This is a genomic window from Pseudoduganella sp. jia 9, from assembly GCF_055502615.1.
This window is the reverse complement of sequence record NZ_JBUPWE010000005.1, coordinates 124,865-142,980: the sequence shown is the minus strand read 5'-3', so window position 1 is coordinate 142,980 and position 18,116 is coordinate 124,865. Positions and strand designations below refer to the sequence as shown.

General features: G+C 66.6%; 17 protein-coding genes. 10 read left to right on the top strand and 7 right to left on the bottom strand.

The window, feature by feature from the left end:
- The first annotated feature begins 25 nt into the window (after positions 1-25).
- The 7 genes from hutU (at position 26) to ACY34H_RS07035 (ending at position 8,946) form a co-directional block, all read left to right on the top strand.
- Positions 26-1,714: a urocanate hydratase gene (hutU, locus tag ACY34H_RS07065; RefSeq protein WP_464976781.1), complete on the top strand. Its 1,689-nt coding sequence runs from the start codon at positions 26-28 to the stop codon at positions 1,712-1,714.
- A complete protein-coding gene (gene hutH, locus ACY34H_RS07060; RefSeq protein WP_464976780.1) occupies positions 1,715-3,265 on the top strand; it encodes a histidine ammonia-lyase in 1,551 nt (516 codons plus the stop codon). It begins immediately after the preceding gene.
- A gap of 117 nt (positions 3,266-3,382) precedes the next feature.
- Positions 3,383-4,183, top strand: a complete 801-nt coding sequence (gene hutG / locus ACY34H_RS07055) for an N-formylglutamate deformylase (RefSeq protein WP_464976779.1) — start codon at positions 3,383-3,385, stop codon at positions 4,181-4,183.
- Positions 4,180-5,571, top strand: coding sequence for a formimidoylglutamate deiminase (locus ACY34H_RS07050; RefSeq protein ID WP_464976778.1), 1,392 nt, complete (start codon positions 4,180-4,182; stop codon positions 5,569-5,571). The genes hutG and ACY34H_RS07050 overlap by 4 nt, the downstream gene beginning before the upstream one ends.
- Entirely contained in the window at positions 5,568-6,179 is a 612-nt protein-coding gene (locus ACY34H_RS07045; RefSeq protein ID WP_464976777.1) for a HutD/Ves family protein, read from the top strand. The genes ACY34H_RS07050 and ACY34H_RS07045 overlap by 4 nt, the downstream gene beginning before the upstream one ends.
- Positions 6,176-7,417: an imidazolonepropionase gene (gene hutI / locus ACY34H_RS07040; protein WP_464976776.1), complete on the top strand. Its 1,242-nt coding sequence runs from the start codon at positions 6,176-6,178 to the stop codon at positions 7,415-7,417. The genes ACY34H_RS07045 and hutI overlap by 4 nt, the downstream gene beginning before the upstream one ends.
- Positions 7,414-8,946, top strand: a complete 1,533-nt coding sequence (locus ACY34H_RS07035) for an ABC transporter permease/substrate-binding protein (protein WP_464976775.1) — start codon at positions 7,414-7,416, stop codon at positions 8,944-8,946. Before hutI ends, ACY34H_RS07035 begins: the two co-directional genes overlap by 4 nt.
- 225 nt (positions 8,947-9,171) lie before the next feature.
- Here ACY34H_RS07035 and ACY34H_RS07030 read toward each other — a convergent pair whose 3' ends face one another.
- Both ACY34H_RS07030 and ACY34H_RS07025 read right to left on the bottom strand, forming a co-directional pair.
- Entirely contained in the window at positions 9,172-9,660 is a 489-nt protein-coding gene (locus tag ACY34H_RS07030) for an N-acetyltransferase family protein (protein ID WP_464976774.1), read from the bottom strand.
- A complete protein-coding gene (locus ACY34H_RS07025) occupies positions 9,657-10,610 on the bottom strand; it encodes a DMT family transporter (protein ID WP_464976773.1) in 954 nt (317 codons plus the stop codon). Before ACY34H_RS07025 ends, ACY34H_RS07030 begins: the two co-directional genes overlap by 4 nt.
- Before the next feature lie 168 nt (positions 10,611-10,778).
- Here ACY34H_RS07025 and ACY34H_RS07020 point away from each other — a divergent pair, with 168 nt between their 5' ends.
- Positions 10,779-10,910 (top strand): hypothetical protein, encoded by a 132-nt coding sequence (locus ACY34H_RS07020; protein ID WP_464976772.1) that lies wholly within the window; start codon positions 10,779-10,781, stop codon positions 10,908-10,910.
- A 60-nt stretch (positions 10,911-10,970) separates the two neighbouring features.
- Positions 10,971-11,465, top strand: a complete 495-nt coding sequence (locus ACY34H_RS07015) for a DNA-deoxyinosine glycosylase (protein ID WP_464976771.1) — start codon at positions 10,971-10,973, stop codon at positions 11,463-11,465.
- 45 nt (positions 11,466-11,510) lie between these two features.
- Here ACY34H_RS07015 and ACY34H_RS07010 read toward each other — a convergent pair whose 3' ends face one another.
- Together ACY34H_RS07010 and ACY34H_RS07005 are read right to left on the bottom strand one after the other, a co-directional pair.
- Positions 11,511-12,242 (bottom strand): MarC family protein, encoded by a 732-nt coding sequence (locus ACY34H_RS07010; RefSeq protein WP_464976770.1) that lies wholly within the window; start codon positions 12,240-12,242, stop codon positions 11,511-11,513.
- Between the two features lie 62 nt (positions 12,243-12,304).
- The gene (locus ACY34H_RS07005) at positions 12,305-12,541 is read right to left on the bottom strand and encodes a hypothetical protein (RefSeq protein WP_464976769.1); all 237 of its coding nucleotides are present in this window, start codon (positions 12,539-12,541) and stop codon (positions 12,305-12,307) included.
- A 688-nt stretch (positions 12,542-13,229) separates the two neighbouring features.
- Between ACY34H_RS07005 and infA the strand changes: the two genes are divergently transcribed.
- Positions 13,230-13,490: a translation initiation factor IF-1 gene (gene infA / locus ACY34H_RS07000; protein ID WP_131143826.1), complete on the top strand. Its 261-nt coding sequence runs from the start codon at positions 13,230-13,232 to the stop codon at positions 13,488-13,490.
- Positions 13,491-13,781: 291 nt separating this feature from the next.
- Here the strand turns inward: infA and ACY34H_RS06995 are convergent, their stop codons facing one another.
- The 3 genes from ACY34H_RS06995 to ACY34H_RS06985 form a co-directional block, all read right to left on the bottom strand.
- A complete protein-coding gene (locus ACY34H_RS06995) occupies positions 13,782-14,699 on the bottom strand; it encodes an alpha/beta hydrolase (protein ID WP_464976768.1) in 918 nt (305 codons plus the stop codon).
- A gap of 85 nt (positions 14,700-14,784) precedes the next feature.
- Positions 14,785-16,059, bottom strand: coding sequence for a tetratricopeptide repeat protein (locus ACY34H_RS06990; protein ID WP_464976767.1), 1,275 nt, complete (start codon positions 16,057-16,059; stop codon positions 14,785-14,787).
- 58 nt (positions 16,060-16,117) lie between these two features.
- Positions 16,118-18,097 carry a CocE/NonD family hydrolase gene (locus ACY34H_RS06985; RefSeq protein WP_464976766.1) on the bottom strand — a complete coding sequence of 660 codons (1,980 nt, stop codon included), beginning with the start codon at positions 18,095-18,097 and terminating at the stop codon, positions 16,118-16,120.
- Positions 18,098-18,116 lie beyond the last annotated feature (19 nt).

Sequence of the window (18,116 nt, the reverse complement as noted above, 5' to 3'; positions counted from 1 at the left end):
ATCAGCCACCTTCCGAGGAGACGCCATGAGCGACCCGCGCTTCGATCCCGCCCGCGATATCCGCGCCCCGCGCGGTCCCGACAAGACGTGCAAGACCTGGGGCGCCGAGGCGGCGTACCGGATGATCCAGAACAACCTGGACAAGGAAGTGGCCGAGAATCCGCAGGCGCTGGTGGTATACGGCGGCATCGGCCGCGCCGCCCGCGACTGGGCCTGTTTCGATGCGATCCTGGCCGCCCTGAAGGAATTGGGCGAAGAGGAAACCCTGCTGGTCCAGTCCGGCAAGCCGGTAGGCGTGTTCCGCACCCATGCCGATGCGCCGCGCGTGCTGATCGCCAATTCCAACCTGGTGCCGAAGTGGGCGAACTGGGAGCATTTCAACGAGCTCGATCGCAAGGGCCTGTTCATGTACGGCCAGATGACGGCCGGCAGCTGGATCTATATCGGCACGCAGGGCATCGTGCAGGGCACCTACGAAACGTTCGCGGAAGCCGGCCGCCAGCACTTCGGCGGCGATCTCAAAGGCAGGTGGATCCTCACCGCCGGCCTGGGCGGCATGGGCGGCGCGCAGCCGCTGGCCGCCACCATGGCCGGCGCCGTGTCGCTGACCGTCGAGTGTCAGCAGGCCAGCATCGATTTCCGCCTGCGCACGCGCTACCTGGACAGGCAGGCCGGCGGCATCGACGAAGCGCTGGACATGGTGCGGCATTACAGGGACAAGGGCGAAGCGATCTCGATCGGCCTGCTGGGCAATGCGGCCGACGTGCTGCCCGAGCTGGTGCGGCGCGCGAAGGAGGGCGGGCTGGTGCCGGATCTCGTCACCGACCAGACGTCGGCGCACGACCTGATCAACGGCTACCTGCCGCAGGGCTGGAGCGTGGCCGACTGGCAGGCCGCGCGGACAGAGCCGGCGCGGCACCCCGCATTGAAAGCCGCCGCCGCCGCATCGTGCGCCGTCCACGTGCAGGCGATGCTGGACTTCCAGGCGCTGGGCGCCAGGGTGGTCGACTACGGCAACAACATCCGGCAGGTGGCGTTCGACGAAGGCGTGGAGAATGCATTCGGCTTCCCCGGCTTCGTGCCGGCCTACATCCGGCCGCAGTTCTGCGAAGGGCGCGGGCCGTTCCGCTGGGTGGCGCTGTCCGGCGATCCGGAAGACATCCATAAAACCGATGCCAAGATCAAGGAACTGTTTCCGCACCACGCCAACGTGCACCGCTGGCTGGACATGGCGCGCGAACGCATCGCCTTCCAGGGCCTGCCCGCGCGGATCTGCTGGCTGGGCCTGGGCGAGCGCCACATTGCCGGGCTGGCCTTCAACGAGATGGTCAGGAACGGCGAACTGAAGGCGCCCATCGTGATCGGCCGCGACCACCTCGATACCGGCTCGGTCGCCAGCCCGAACCGCGAAACGGAAAGCATGAAGGACGGCAGCGATGCCGTGTCCGACTGGCCGCTGCTGAACGCGCTGCTGAACACGGCCGGCGGCGCCACCTGGGTATCGCTGCACCACGGCGGCGGCGTGGGCATGGGATACTCGCAGCATGCCGGCGTCGTCATCGTGGCCGACGGCACCGACGCCGCCGCGGCCCGGCTGGCGCGCGTGCTCGTCAACGACAGCGGTTCCGGCGTGATGCGCCATGCCGATGCCGGCTACGACGCCGCAATCGCCTGTGCGAAACGCAATGCCCTCAACCTGCCGATGGTGAAGTAAATGACGCTGACATTCAATCCCGGCAAGCTGACGCTGGCCGACCTGCGCGCCGCGTGGACGGCGCACGCACCCATTGCGCTGGCGCGCGAAGCCTACGCCCGCATCGACGCCTCCGCCCGGGCGGTGCAGGCCATCGTGCAAAAAGGCGACGCCGCCTACGGCATCAACACCGGCTTCGGCCTGCTGGCGAAGACCCGCATCCCCGACGACCAGCTGGAACAGTTGCAGCGCAACCTGATCCTGTCCCATTCGGTGGGCACCGGCGAGCTGATGGCGGACCACGTGGTGCGCCTGCTGATGCTGACGAAGATCGGCAGCCTGGCGCGCGGCTACTCCGGCATTCGCGCGGTCGTCATCGACACGCTGGTGGCCCTGTACAACGCCGGCATCGTGCCGGCCATCCCGGTGAAAGGTTCGGTCGGCGCCTCCGGCGACCTGGCGCCGCTGGCGCACATGACGCTGGCGCTGCTGGGCGTGGGCCCGGTGCGCGTGAAGGGCGAGCTGATGGACGCGAACGCGGCGCTTGCCGCGGCCGGTATCGCGCCCGTGACCCTGGCGCCGAAGGAAGGGCTGGCGCTGATCAACGGCACCCAGGCCTCCACCGCGCTGGCCCTGCACGGCCTGTTCATGGCCGAGCGGCTGCTGGATGCGGGCATCGTCACCGGATCGCTGTCGCTCGATGCCGCCAAGGGCAGCGATGCGCCGTTCGACGCCCGCGTGCACGACGTGCGCGGCCAGCCGGGCCAGATCGCCGCCGCGGCGATCTACCGCCAGCTGGTGGCGGGCAGCGCGATCCGCGCCTCGCATCTGCTGGGCGACGAACGCGTACAGGACCCGTACTGCCTGCGCTGCCAGCCGCAGGTGATGGGGGCCTGCATGGACCTGATCGGCAACGCCACCCGCACGCTGCTGATCGAGGCGAACGCCGTCACCGACAATCCGCTGCTGTTCCAGGAAAGCGGCGATGCGGGCGACGCCGTGGCCATCGTCTCGGGCGGTAACTTCCATGCCGAGCCGGTGGCGTTCGCGGCCGATACGCTGGCGCTGGCCATCGCGGAAATCGGCAGCATCGCCGAACGGCGCATCGCGCTGCTGATCGACGCCACGCTGTCCGGCCTGCCGCCGTTCCTGGTGCGCGAACCGGGTGTCAATTCCGGCTTCATGATCGCGCACGTGACGGCCGCCGCGCTGGCCTCGGAAAACAAGTCGCTGGCGCATCCGGCCAGCGTGGACAGCCTGCCCACCTCGGCCAACCAGGAAGACCACGTCAGCATGGCCACGTTCGCGGCGCGCCGGCTCGACGAGATGGCGCACAATACCGCGGCCATCGTCGGCATCGAGCTGCTGGCGGCCGCCCAGGGCATCGATTTCCACCGGCCCCTGAAGACATCGCCGCACCTGGAACACGTGCATGCCCAGTTGCGGCGGCAGGTGCCGTTCTACGATGCCGACCGCTATTTCGCACCCGATATCGAGGCGGCAAAACAGATGGTCATGCATGGCGACCTGTCGGCCGATTGCCGGCCGCTGTTCACGCCGCTGCACCCGTGACACACAACGCGCATCGCAACCCGAAAACCGGTGACAGGCACCTATTAATTTGAAATGTTTCAAAAGAACCGGAGCCTGTCACCGGTTTTGATGCGGTGCAATCTTGAGGAGGCTGGAGTGAATTTCCATTTCGAAGCGGGCACGCTGCCGCTGCTGGTGTCGATGCCCCATGTGGGCACCGCCATCCCGGAAGACATTGCCGCCGCGATGACGCCGGCCGCGCTGCCGAAGGCAGATACCGACTGGCACCTGCGCGAACTGTACGGCTTCGCCCGGGATATCGGCGCGTCGACGCTGGCGGCGCACTGGTCGCGCTATGTGATCGACCTGAACCGCCCGGCGGACGATGCCAACCTGTATCCCGGGCAGGACACCACCGGCCTGTGTCCGCTCGATACCTTCGCCCGCGAACCGCTGTATCAGCCGGGCCGGGCGCCGGACGACGCGGAAGTGCGGCGCCGCCTGGCCCTGTACTGGCAGCCGTACCACGACCAGCTGCGCGCCGAGCTCGATCGGCTATTGCAACTGCACGGCCGGGTGGTGCTGTGGGAAGCGCATTCGATCGCCTCGGTCGTGCCGCGCTTTTTCGAGGGCAAGCTGCCCGACCTGAACTTCGGCAGCGCCGATGGCGCCAGCTGCGATCCGGCGCTGGTGAACGTCGTGACCGCCGCCGCGCGGGACGATGGCCGCTACACGATCGCCGTCAACGGCCGCTTCAAGGGCGGCCACATCACGCGCCTGCATGGCCGGCCGGAAGCGGGCGTGCACGCCTTGCAGCTGGAAATGTGCCAGAGCACCTATATGGATGAGACCGCGCCGTTCGGCTATCGCCCCGACCTTGCAGGGCAGGTGCAGCCGCTGCTGCGGCGCATGCTGGACGCTGCCGCCGGCTGGGCCGGAAAGCGGGGCATGGCGTGACGGCCCTGTTGGCACGCCACGCACTGCTGCCGGACGGCTGGCGGCGCGACGTGCTGCTGCAATGGGGCACCGATGGCCGCTTCACCGCGGTGACGGCGGATGCCACCGCGACGGCCGGTATGGAAACAGCCGGGATCGAAGCGGCCGGCATTGAAACCGTTGATTATGTGCTGCCCGGCATGATCAACCTGCACTCGCACAGCTTCCAGCGCGCGCTGTCGGGCCTGGCGGAAATCGCCGGCGACGGTCCCGACAGCTTCTGGACCTGGCGCGACCTGATGTACCGCTTCGCGCTCGGCATCGCGCCGGAGCAGATGGAAGCCATCGCCGCCCAGCTGTTCGCCGAATGCCTGCGGCACGGCTACACGTCCATCTGCGAATTCCATTATGTCCACCGCGCACCCGATGGCGCGTTGTATGCGGACGCGGCGGAAACCGCGCGGCGCGTGATCGCCGCCGCGCGCCACGCCGGCATCGGCATCACCATGCTGCCGGTGCTCTATGCGCATGCCGGTTTCGGCGGCGCGGCGCTGCGTAGCGAACAGCGCCGGTTCCGCGCCGGCCCGGCCGATGTGCTGGCGATCGTGGCGGCACTGGAACCGCTGCGCGGCACGATGGTCGAAGTGGGGGTGGCGCCGCATTCGCTGCGCGCCGCCTCGGTGGCGCAGATCCGCGAGCTGCTGGCGGCACTGCCGCCGGAGCGGCCGGTGCACATCCATATTGCCGAGCAGGGGGGCGAAGTGCAGCAGTGTGTCGACCATAGCGGGCGCCGCCCCGTGCAATTTCTGTACGATAATCTGCCGGTCGATGAGCGCTGGTGCCTCGTTCACGCCACGCACGTGGCCGATGACGAAGTGGCGGCCATTGCCGCCAGCGGCGCCGTGGCCGGGCTGTGCCCGACGACGGAAGCGAACCTGGGCGACGGCCTGTTCCCGCTGGCGCCGTTCCTGGAGCGGGGCGGCCGGTTCGGCATCGGCAGCGACAGCCACGTGTCCACCAGCCCGGTGGAAGAACTGCGCTGGCTCGAATACGGCCAGCGGCTGGCGGGGCAGCGGCGCAACGTCGCGGCGGCAACGGATGAGCGCCGCGTCGGCGATCGCCTGTGGCGCGCCGCCCTGGCCGGGGGCTCGCAGGCGGCGGGAAGGCGGGTAGGCGCGCTGGCGCCCGGTCATGCCGCCGACCTGCTGGTACTGGACGAGGCGCACCCGAACGTGGCCGCGCCGCCCGAGCTGCTGAATGGCTTCATTTTCAGCGGCAACGACAACCTGGTGAAGGATGTGCTGGCCGGCGGACAGTGGGTCGTTCGCGGCCGGCAGCACGTGGCGCAGGCGGCCATCGCCGCGCGCTTCAAGGAAACGTTGGCCAACCTGCGCGAGCTGCCATCATGACGACGCTGATACAGTATGCAAGCCTGCATCCCACGCCCTGGAAGAACGGCGCCGGATTCACGACCGAAATCCTGGCATCGCCGCCCGGCGCCACGCTGGACGATTTCGATTTCCGCATCAGCCTGGCGACGATCGCCCAGAGCGGTCCGTTTTCCACCTTCCCCGGCGTCGACCGCACGCTGTCGCTGGTCGATGGCGGCAACGTGGTGCTGGACGTGGGCAACGAGCGCAAGGTGGCGCTCAGCGACCGCGAACCGGTGGTGGCCTTTCCCGGCGAAGTGCCGGTTTCCGCCACCGTGGATGGCAGCCCCACCGTGGATTTCAATGTGATGACACGGCGCGGGCGCTGCTCGCACCAGGTGGAGCGCCGCGTGTTCCGCGATTATTCCGAACTGGAACGGCGCAGCGCGCTGACGGTGCTGTTCGTGGCCGAGGGCGACCTGCTGACCGTGCACAGCGAGCGCGAACGCATGTCGATGGTGCGCTACGATGCCGTGGTGCTCGACCGCGAGCAGAACTGGGTGCTGGAGGCACCGCAGGCAACCGTCTACATCGTCGACATCATTCCCGAAGCGGAAGCGGAAGCGGATGGGGATATGCTGCAATGAGTGGATGGGACCTGCTGATCCACAATGTCCACCTCGCTACGCTGGCCGGCGGTGAAAGCCAGGCAGACGAATATGGCACCGTCCGCGACGGCGCGATCGCCGTGCGCGACGGCCGCATCGCCTGGCTTGGCCGGTACACCGAGGCGGCCCGGCACGGCAGCGCGGCGCAAGAGCGCGATGGCCACGGCTGCTGGCTCACGCCGGGCCTGATCGACTGCCACACGCACATCGTCCACGCCGGCAATCGCAGCGACGAGTTCGAAGCGCGCCTGAACGGCGCCACCTATGAAGACATCGCGCGGGCCGGCGGCGGCATCATGGCCACCGTGCGCGCCACCCGCGCCGTGGATGAGGAAACCCTGCTGGCGCAGAGCCTGCCGCGCATCCGCAACCTGCTGGCCGAGGGCGTGACGACGCTGGAGATCAAGTCCGGCTACGGTCTCGACCTGGACAACGAAGCGAAGATGCTGCGCGTGGCGCGGCGCGTGGCGCAGGCGCTGCCGGTGCGCGTCGCCACCACCTTCCTGGGCGCGCACGCGCTGCCGCCGGAATACGCGGGGCGGGCGGACGACTACATCGACGCGGTGTGCGCGATGATCCCCGAACTGGCCGGCGCAGGGCTGGCCGACGCGGTGGATGCCTTCTGCGAGCGCATCGGTTTTACCGCGGCGCAGACGGAACGCGTGTTCGAGGTGGCGCGCCGCGCGGGGCTGCCGGTCAAGCTGCATGCCGAACAATTGTCGGACCAGGGCGGTGCCGCGCTGGTGGCGCGCCATCGCGGCCTGTCGGCCGATCACCTGGAGCACGTGAGCGAGGCCGGCATCGCCGCGATGGCGGCCGGCGGCACGGTTGCCGTGCTGCTGCCGGGCGCGTACTACTTCCTGCGCGATACCACGCCGCCGCCGGTGGCGGCCTTGCGCGCGGCCGGCGTGCCGATGGCGGTGGCCACCGACTGCAATCCCGGCACGTCGCCGCTGACATCGCTGTTGCTGGCGCTGAACATGGCGTGCACGCTGTGGCGGCTGACGCCGCGCGAAGCGCTGGCCGGCGCCACCATCCATGCCGCCCGCGCGCTTGGGCTGCATGGCGACACCGGCTCCCTGGAAGTGGGCAAGCGCGCCGACTTCGCGCTGTGGCGCATCGCCCGCCCGGCGGACCTGTGCTACGCGATCGGCGGCAATCCCTGCGCGGCGGTCGTCAACGGCGGAGTGTGGCGCATGCCGCAAGTGGCAGCGTGAGGGGCGCTTTCCTTGCGTGCCTGGCCGCCCTGGCGCTGCTGTGCGCCCAGCTGGCCCGGGCCGATGGCGGCACGCTGCGGGTCGGCTCCAAGCGCTTTACGGAATCGTACATCCTGGCCGAAGTGGTGGCGCAGACGGCCGCCCCGCATGTGAAAGTCGAACATCGGCAAGGGCTCGGCAATACGGCCATCGTGCTGGCGGCGCTGAAGAACGGCAGCATCGACCTGTACCCGGAATACGTGGGCACGATCGACCAGGAAATCCTCAAGCACGGCACCGGGGACAAGCGACCGTCGAGCCTGGAGCAGATGCGCGGCGAGCTGGCGAAGATGGGCTTTGGCATCGCCGTGCCGCTCGGCTTCAACAATACCTATGCGCTGGCGGTGCGCGGCGATGCTGGCATCGGCACGCTGTCCGAGCTGGCGCGCCAGCCGGGCCTGCGCTTCGGCCTTTCCCACGAATTCATCGGCCGCGCCGACGGCTGGCCCGGCCTGGCGCGCCGCTACGGCCTGCCGCAGCAGCCGCGCGGCCTCGATCACGGCATCGCCTATGAAGCGCTGGCGGCGCGGCAGGTGGATGTGATCGACATCTATTCCACGGATGCCAAGATCGCCCGTTACGGCCTGACGGTGCTGCGCGACGACCGCGCCTACTTCCCCCGCTACGACGCGGTGCTGCTGTACCGGCTCGATGCCGCGCAGCGCTTTCCTCAGGCCTGGCGGGCCATCGAAAAGCTGGAAGGAAAGATCACCGAACGCGACATGATCGGCATGAACGCGGCCGCCGAGCTGGAAGGGCAGGCGTTTGCGGAAGTGGCGCGGCGCTGGCTGGCGCGGCAGGAAGCGGGCAAAGGCGCTGCCACTCAGGGGCAGGCGGCGGCGCAATCGGCCGCTGCGCCGCGGTCGCTGGCCGGGGTGCTGTTCGGCCCCGACCTCGCCAGGCTGACGGGGCAGCATGTGCTGCTCGTCGCGCTGTCCGTGCTGCTGGCCGCCATCGCCGGCATTCCGCTCGGCGTGCTGGCCGCCTTCAGGCCGCGCCTGCGGCAACCGGTGCTGGCATTGACGGGCATGCTGCAGACGGTGCCCTCGCTGGCCTTGCTGGCGATGCTGATTCCGCTGCTGGGCATGATCGGCATCGTGCCGGCGCTGGTGGCGCTGTTCGTGTATGCGCTGCTGCCGATCGTGCGCAACACGTGCACCGGCATCCTCGGCATCGCGCCCGGCCTGCGGCAAGCCGCGCTGGCCCTGGGATTGACGCCGCGCCAGCGCCTGTGGCACGTCGACCTGCCGCTGGCGCTGCCGGTGATCCTGGCGGGTGTGAAGACCGCGGCCGTGATGAGCGTGGGCACCGCCACCATCGCCGCCTTCATCGGCGCCGGCGGCTACGGCGAACGGATCACCACCGGGCTGGCGCTGAACGACAACACGATGCTGCTGGCCGGCGCCTTGCCCGCCGCGGCGCTGGCGCTATTGACGCAGGGGCTGTTCGAACTGCTCGAGCGTCGTTTTGTCGTTGCACGCAGGAAGTAATCGTTTTACCCGGTGTCGTAAGCATTTGTAAAAGCCCAGGCGACGGCCGGGAGCGGGGGACTATATTGAACCCGTTGATTCATCTCCCCTCCCAACTGACACCTGGGTTCACGCCACGCCGCCAATTGCCGCGTGGCTTCTTTTTATGTCGGTCGCATCTCAGTTGCATCTCGGCGGCATCTCAGCGGTACCTCAGCTGTACCTCAGCTGTACTTCAGCTGTCCCTCAGCTTTGCTGCGCCAGCGCCGTGAGCGCATCGCCGGTGACGCGGCAGATGCGCCAGTCGGGCAGCACGGCGGCGCCCATCTTTTCATAGAATGCGATCGCATTGGCGTTCCAGTCCAGCACCGACCATTCGAAGCGGCCGCACTGGCGCTCGACGGCCAGCGCCGCCAGCGCCGCCAGCATGCGCTTGCCGTATCCGAGGCCGCGGCGATCTTGCTTGACGTACAGGTCTTCCAGGTACAGGCCCTTGCGGCCGAGGAAGGTGGAAAAATTGTGGAAGAACAGCGCGAAGGTGACCACGTCGCCGCCCGGCGCTTCGCCCACGATGGCCTCGCATGGCGGCCGCGTGCCGAACAGCGCATCGTGCAGCAGCGCTTCGTCGGCGATGACCATGTGTTCCAGTTTCTCGAATACGGCCAGTTCGCGGATCATCGCGAGGATCGGGGCCACGTCGGCGGGGCGGGCAGGGCGGATGTGCAGTGCGGTCATGAGGCTTTCTTCAATAATGCGGGTTCGGGTTCGATGGCGGCCGGGGCCGGGGGACGGGCCGTGGCAGGCCCCTTCAGCGCCCACGCCACGCTGGCCAGGCACAGCAGCATGCCTAGGCATTCGACGACGCCGGGGCGGAAATGTTCGAGGCGGATCGACAGCAGCACCGAGATCACCGGCGTGACGACGCCGATGTACACGGCCTTGCCGGAACCGATCCGGTGGATCAGCGTGAAATAGCAGGCAAACGCGATCACGGAGCCGAACAGCGACAGGTACAGCAGCCCGCCCCAGTAGCGGGCCGTGGCCGGCAGCACGAAGGGCTGGCCCGTCGCCACCACCCAGGCCGCCACCAGCAGCGTGCCCCACAGCATGCCCCAGGCCATCGTCAGCAGTACGTTGTCATCGTGTTCGCGCACTTTCACCACCAGCACATTGCCGGCGGCACTGGCGACCGTGGCAACCAGCGCCAGGATCAGTCCCAGCAGGAAATGGCCATCGCCGCCCGCCAGGATCTCGCGCACGGCCCCGCCGATCGACTGCCAGAACAGCAGGATCACGCCCAGCACGGAAACCGATCCCGCCGCCCAGGTCCGCCACGACAGCGGCGTGCCGAGGATCATGCGGTTCAGGATCGGATTCCAGAACACCATCAGCGCAAACAGCACGGCGACCAGCGCCGAGACGAGATATTGCTCCGATGTGTAGGTGCAGATGTAGCTGAGGCCGAACGTGGCGCAGCCTTGCACGATTGTCCAGCGCTGCGCGCGCCAGGAAAGCCGCAGGCTGTCGCCGCGCATCTTGCACCAGGCGAACAGCACGGCCGACGCCAGCGCAAAACGATACACGACAGAGACGGCCGGCGGCACCTCGCCGAGCTGCAGGGTGATGGCCCAGAACGTGGAACCCCAGATCAGGCAGGCGATAGCGAAAAGCACGGGAGTAGGCATTGCGCCAGTATAGGGTGTTTGACTGTCCTTGCCCTAGAGCATCTTATGCTTCGGCATGTTGCTGTCACGCCCGTACCACTTGAGCCGTCTCAAGTGAAGTCGACACGGCAATAAGGCTGCAAAACGCGCAATTACGATGGAACACCAACCTGGCCAGGAACCACCATCATGAACTGGACGCTGCATCTGAAAGTCATCACGCTGCTGGGCTATATCGGCGCCCTGGCCGCCTTCCTCGCGACGTGCGCCGAGGGCGCGTTGTCGCAACTGGTCATCCTGCGGCTGGTGTCGCCGCTGTGACGCATACCGAAGCCGGAACACCACAGCGCAGCCACGGCGGGCATCGCTATAATCCGGCGCATGGCATCCGAAACGCTCCTGACCGGTCTCGCACCGGTGATCGATCCCCACGTCCGCATCCTGATACTGGGCAGCTTTCCCGGCGCCGCATCGCTGGCGGCGCAGCAGTACTATGCGCACCCGCGCAACGGCTTCTGGCGGCTGGTGTCCGCGCTGGTCGGCGAGGACCTGGCTTCCTTGCCGTACGCCGAACGGCTGCCGCGGCTCCTGGCGCACCGCATCGGCCTGTGGGATGTGCTCGGCGCGTGCGAGCGCGAAGGCAGCCTCGATTCCGCGATCCGCAAGCCGGCCGCCAACGACTTCGAGCGACTGCGCCACCTGTGCCCTGAACTGGCGACGGTTGGCTTCAACGGCCAGGCTTCGGGAAAGTTCGCGCCGCGATTTGCGGAGCAGGGCTACCGGACGCTGGTCCTGCCGTCCAGTTCCCCCGCCCATGCGGCAATGTCCTTCGATGACAAGCTTCAGGCTTGGCAGCAGCTGAAGACAAACTGCTGACGGGCACGGCGGCAGCGATGACGGGCTGGCAGCGCGGCCCTCGGATTAGCCATGCACAGTCAAGTCAGAGGCGGCCTGAACGGTCGTCCGGACCGTGGAGTAAGGCGGAATCTCGAGCAGCAGCTCGCGCACGCCATCCCATACGATCTGCACGCCAAGGCACAGCAGGATGAACGCGGTAAGACGCAGGAAAACGGCGGTCCCCGCTTCGCCGATCAGGCGCAGGAAATGTTCCCCATAGCGAAACGCAAGATAGAGCAGTACCCCGATGACAGCCAGCGCCATCAGGGCACCACCCATGCGGGCCAGCGAGATCACCAGCTTCACGTCGTGCAGGGCAACGCCTACCGTGATGGCCACGGAGATCGACGCCGGGCCACAGCTGATCGGAAAGGTCAGTGGATAGAAAGCCTGGCGGTGGGCGTGGTCCGGCGTGAAAGCTTCCGCCAGGGCTGCCCGGCTGTCTGGCATGGCAGGTGTCGCGCCGAGCAGGCGCCATGCGACGGAAGCCAGGATCAGGCCGCCGCCGACACGGACGATCGGCAAGGAAATGCCGAAGAAATCCAGCACGTACGAACCGATCAGCATCGAACCTGTCATCAGCCAGAACATATTGCGTGCGATACGGCGCGCGAGCAGGGTGCGCGTCGCCGGTGATGCACCTTCGGTCATGCTCAGGAAAATCGGCGCCGTGGCGGCGGGGTTGAGGATAGGCAGCATCGTCACCAGCACGAACAGAAAGCTCCTGGCTGCCGCCAGCAATAATTCGATTGTCATTACCTTGCTTGTCTTTCGTGAGTAAGTGGGGCGTCAGGTCCCGCGGCCCTGCCAGTGGCCCGCTAGGAACGCAATCCCTCCAGGATCGTCATCGCGACCCGTTCCGCCTCGGCCTCGGCGGCACCCTGGTCCATCAACACCAGGTCCGCCGACACGCGCCGCTTTGGGACGATGACATGCATGTGCATCGGATTGGCGGAGGGGGCCGTGATCACGACATATGCTCCCCACTGCGCAGTGCCCTCCAGCGCTTCGCCGGTGAATTCGACTTCGTAGCTGTCAATCTCTTTGATGGGCACAATGTCCTCCGCAGAAGGGGAACGCGGTGGCATGCGGGGACAGCCCGGGCAGCACATCGCACACAAGCATTGTGCTTCAAACAAGCGGTCAGCGTCGCACCAGGTAAGCTATGAACGCCTGGACTATGAATGCCTGGACGATGCGCCAGCAGGGATCGACCAGCAATTCAGGTCGCCGCCCACGATTGCGCGGGTGATGTGGATGTATCGTTCGGACTTCGACGGCGACCCCGCCGCAGCCGATTCGACAAGCACTAAAAATTTCTTCGCATAATTTTGTGCGTCGCACAAAGACTTATGCTATACTTTGTTTGTCGGTGAGTTTATTCGCATCGACCGAAGCAGGCGGCGCGAACAGGCAGGTGTAAAGCTGTGACGCGAGAGGTTGAAAAACCGCATAGACCGCCTGCCGGGTTGTCGTTCCAGACTTTGTCGGATTTACACACCGGCCGCACCGCGCAGATAGCACGGGCGCCCCGGAGCTTCGCACCACGCAGATAGCGTGGGCTGAAGCAGCGATACAAGCATTGGCAGCACATTGAAACGAAGCCCGCAGCAAGCGGGCTTTTTTTTCCCCGTTACGCCCTCATCTGCGTAACTTCCCGCTTGCCACCGAGCGCACTCTTCACTGTTGCTCATCCATTACTGTAGTATCCGTCCGCGCCTGCGGGCACCATCGAAAGGGAATATGGCTAAAGAAGAACTCATCGAAATGAACGGTCTCGTCACGGAAATCCTGCCGGAAATGCGTTTCCGCGTCGATCTCGACAACGGTCACAAGTTGATCGCCTACACCTCCGGCAAAATGAAGAAAAACCACATCCGTATTATCGCGGGTGACCGTGTGACGCTGGAAATGTCGCCTTACGACCTGAACAAGGGTCGCATCACGTTCCGTCACATTGAAAAGCGTGGCCCGGCGCCAACGCACCAGGCTCGTCGCCGTTGATCGTTGACCGCTGATCGCTGATCGCTTTACAGCGCGATTTCAGCAGCGCGACTGCATCAGCACGACTGCATCAGCACGACTGCATCAGCACGACGCCATCAGCACAGCAAGCGGCATCACCAGTTCGTCACCTGCGGGCCCGCCTCAGCGGACTTCAGGGACGTACCAATCGGCGCAGGCCTGGCACCTGGGCTGAATATTTCATGCCAATGGCGACCAGATCGCCTGCCGGTCCGACCGATAACCTCGCACCGGCAAACCGAATACTTCCGCAAGTAACTTCCTGCCGGACTACGCCACCGTTGGCGTATCGTCCGGCTGCGTCTGTTGCTTCAGCTCCGGCTGCGCCTGTGGCTCCGGCTCCGGCTGCACCGGCGGGGTGAGCGTGAACTGCGTGGTCAGGAACTGCGCGATCTTCTGCTGGGTGGCCGGCAGGTAGGGAATGTTCATGTGATCCGATTCCGGAATCGTTTCATCCATGTGCACGCGTAACAGTTTCGAGACCAGCACATCGGTGTGCATGTGCGGCACCACGTCGTCGCTCGCCGCGCGCAGCACGTAGGTGGGGGCGGACAGCAGCGATGCATACTTGATCGATTCGAAGCGGTGGCGCAGCAGGTAGCTGACGGGCACGCCGCGGAAACGGCGCTGGGCCAGTGCCAGGATCGAGTCGTAAGGCGTGATCAGCACCACCGAATGCGCCGGACGCTCCTTCGCGACCTGCACCGCCACGCCGGAACCGAGGCTGCGGCCGACCACGGCCACGCGCTGCCGGTCGACGTTGCGGCGGCTGCACAGCCAGTCGAACAGCATGCAGCCATCCTCGACCATGTGTTCCTCGCCCGGTTCGCCGCGCGAATCGCCGTAGCCGCGGTAGTTCATCGCCAGCACGGCCATGCCGGGAAACAGGTTGCCCGCATCGCGCACCACCCACGACACTTCTTCCGAGCGGCCGCCGAAATACACCACGGCCGGATGCGGCCCCGGCGTGTTCGGCGTCATCAGCCAGCCCGCCAGGCGCGTGCCGTCGTTCGCGCGCAGCACCACGGCGCGCGTGCGGTGCGCGCTGCTGCGCGGGCTTTGCACTTCGCGCACCAGCGTGGGATTGAACAGCAGCTTGCGTTGGCCGGCCGCGATCGCGGAAATCATGCCCGCCCAAAGGAAACCGACCACGCCTACGGCGGCGGCGACTTTTCGTGATGTACTCATGAGCCCAGTCTACTGCCAAACGGGGCCGGGCGTCGCGCATTCTGTTGCGTTTCGGCTATGGGGTTTGCCTGGAGACTGAACTTTTTTAATGCGGCGGCAGTTGTGCCGCCTGAGCGCGCAGACGGTCCAGCTTGGCCGCGTACAGTGCGTGATCGTTGCGCGTCGTGCTGGTGTCGCGGGCCCGTTTGATGTGCTCGTCGGCACGGCGGTGATCGCCCAGCTGCCGCAGGGCGGCGGCCAGCCAGGCATGGAATTCATGGTAATCCGGGTCGCGCTGCAATTCGCGTTCGAACAGCGTGCGGGCGCGTTTCCAGTCGCCCATGGTCATCGCGGTGCGACCCAGGTTGAAGTAATGGAACGGCGCCACCGGCTGCAGCCGCGCCAGCCGTTCGCGCAGCACGCCCGCTTCGTCCTTGCGGCCTTCGGCGTCGAGCAGCTGTGCCAGGTTGTTCAACACCATCGTGCTCTTCGGCTCGCGCTCCAGCGCCCAGCGCAGCGTGCGCTCGGCCAGCGCCGCATCGCCGTGGCGGCGGTACACCACGGCCAGCGTGTTGTACGCGTACAGCAGCGCCGGGTCGGCGGCGATCGCCTGGCGCGCCCACCAGTAGGCATCGTCGAAGCGCTCGCGCGCCAGCGCCTCGGCGGCGCGGTTGTTCATGAACATCGCCACCACCGTGTGGCGGCCGATGACATTGCCCTCCTTCATGCGGCCGTCGGGTGGCGGCTGGAAGTCGACGACCATGTAGCTGGCACTGTCGTAGGTGTTCATCGTGTCGCGGAATATCCGGCCCAGTTTCAGGTTGACGTGGCCGCTGTTGAAATACAGGTCGCCGCTGCGGCTCCAGGTATCCTCGACGGGAACGTCCTGGAACACGACCGGGATGTTCAGCTCGTTTGCCAGCGCCGCCGTCATGATCACCAGCGACAGGCAATTGCCCTGGCGTGCCTCGAAGGCCTGCGCCGCCGTGCGCGTCATCGCGGAATCGTATTCCAGCTGCAGGCCGTCGCGCTGATACAGCGCTTCGAACAGCGCGCGCCGGATTTCCCGGCCGCGGCGGTGGCGCTGCACCTCGCGTGTATAGATCTGCATGGCCGGCGTCAGCGCGAAGATCTCGGCTTCGTTCAGCGTGGCGTTGGCGGGGGCGAACAGGTGATCGGCAAACAGGTCGCCGGGCGGCGCCTGCGGGGCCGGCGCCGTGGCGCAGCCGCCCAGTGCGGCCAGCGCGAAGGCCAGGAGCAGGGCCAATGCCAGCCGCGCGGCCCGGAGCACGGGCAGGGGCAGGGGCCACCGCAGGGACAGGGGCGGGGGCAGCGAAAACGGCAGGGAAACAAGCAAGGAAACAGGCGAGGAACTGGACATGGCACCCTCCTATCGGGCCAGTATCCTCCCCGCCGTTTCGCTTGTCAAAGACGCGTGGTCAGCGGGACGGCAGCACCAGCAGCTGCAGGCCCGAAGGGGTTTCCGGCGCGTGGTACACGCGCTGCGTGGCCTTCCTGAAATCCTCCGGCTTGGCGTGCGGGATCTCCGTAAACGTCTGCGGATTCAGGTCGATCAGCGGGAACCACGAACTTTGCACCTGCACCATGATGCGGTGCCCGCGGCGGAAGGTGTGATGCACGTCGCCCAGGTGGAAATTCACTGCTTCGACCTTGCCCGGCACGAAGGCTTCGGCCCGCTCGAAGCCATTGCGGAACTTGCCACGCAGCGGGTTGCCGCGCACCAGTTGCTGGTAGCCGGCCATCGTCGGCTTCGGTGCGGACACGTCCTTGCCGCGCCCGCGTTCCTCGTCGCCGGACGGATACTCGTTCGGGTAGACGTCGATCAGCTTTACCACCCAGTCGGCGTCCGTGCCGCTGGTGGAGACGAACAGCTTCGGCGTCACCGGCCCGGCGATCGTCACGTCCTCGTCCAGCGGTTCGGTCTGGTAGACGAGCACGTCCGGACGGGTGGCGGCAAAGCGCTGGTCGGACACCATGTATTCCTTCGGCACGCCGGTGGCCGGGTAGCCGACGAACGGCACCGGCTTTTTGGGATCGCTCACGTATTCGTCGTAGCCGCTGTCGCGGTCGGCCGCCGTGGCGGGTTTCTGCCAGCCCAGCCCGCCGTTTGCGCCGAAGTACAGGATGCGCGGCTTGGCCCCTTGCGGCGGCCACGCGGTGTACTGGCGCCACACATTGGTGCCCGTTTCAAATGCCGTGACCTCGGCGATCGGCTTGCCGGGCTTGTTGCCCTTCAGGTGCTGCTCGAAGAACGGATACTGGATCTGCTTGCGGAAGTAGTCGCCCGTATTGGCATCGAACTGCACCCGGCCCAGGCTCTTGCCATCGCCGCCGGCCCAGCCGCCGTGCACCCACGGGCCCACCACCAGGCCGTTGAAGGTGGCGGGGTTGTATTTCTTGATGGCGTGGTAGGTGGTGAACGGTCCCTGCAGGTCTTCCGCGTCGTACCAGCCGCCCACCGTCAGCACGGCTGCCTTCACGTTCTTCAGGTGCGGCGCGATATTGCGGCTCTTCCAGAAATCGTCGTAGGCGGTGTGCTCGATCATCGGCATGAACAGCTTTTGCTGCTTGTCCGACAGGCTCGACGCGATGTTCGCCAGCGTCAGCCGCTGCAGGAAGTAATCGTAGCCGTCCGGCACGCCGTAGTCGAAGTCGCTCCACGTTTTCGGCAGCGGCGTCGGGTTCGGTTCCTCGGTGAACGCGGCATAGAAGTCGAAGTTGGCGGCCAGCATGAAGGCGCCGCCGTGGTAGGCGTCGTCGCCCATGTACAGGTCGGTCACCGGCGCCTGCGGCGACGCGGCCTTGATGGCAGGGTGCGAATCGATGATGCTGGCCGACGTGTAAAAGCCGGGGTAGCTGATCCCCAGGATGCCGACCTTGCCATTATTGTTCGGCACGTTCTTCAGCAGCCATTCCACGGTGTCGTGCATGTCCTGCGATTCGTTGCCTTCGCCGGCGACGCGCTGCGCGTTCACGTGCGGCGTCATTTCCTGCCATTTGCCTTCCGACATGAAACGGCCCCGCACATCCTGCTTGACGAAGATGTAGCCGCTGTCCTCGAATTCCTTCGACGGGCCGATATGCTTCGGCATGAAGTCCACGCCATAGCGCAGCTGCTCGTCCGCGTATACGCCCGCGCTGTAGGGCGTGCGCTGCATCAGGAACGGGTAGCTGCGGCCGGTGTCCTTCGGCACGTAGACCACGGTGAACAGCTTGACGCCATCGCGCATCGGAATGCGGAATTCGTACTTCGTGTAGCGCTCGCGCAGGTCGCTTGTGGCTTCCTTTTTAGCGGGTTCGTCGTCGTGGACGGCCAGCCCGGCAGCCTGGGCGGTGCCGAAGGCCAGGAACAGGGAGAGTGCGAGGGCGCTGGTATGCGTAAGGGTGGGGCGGGACATCGTTTCCTTATTTCGGTCG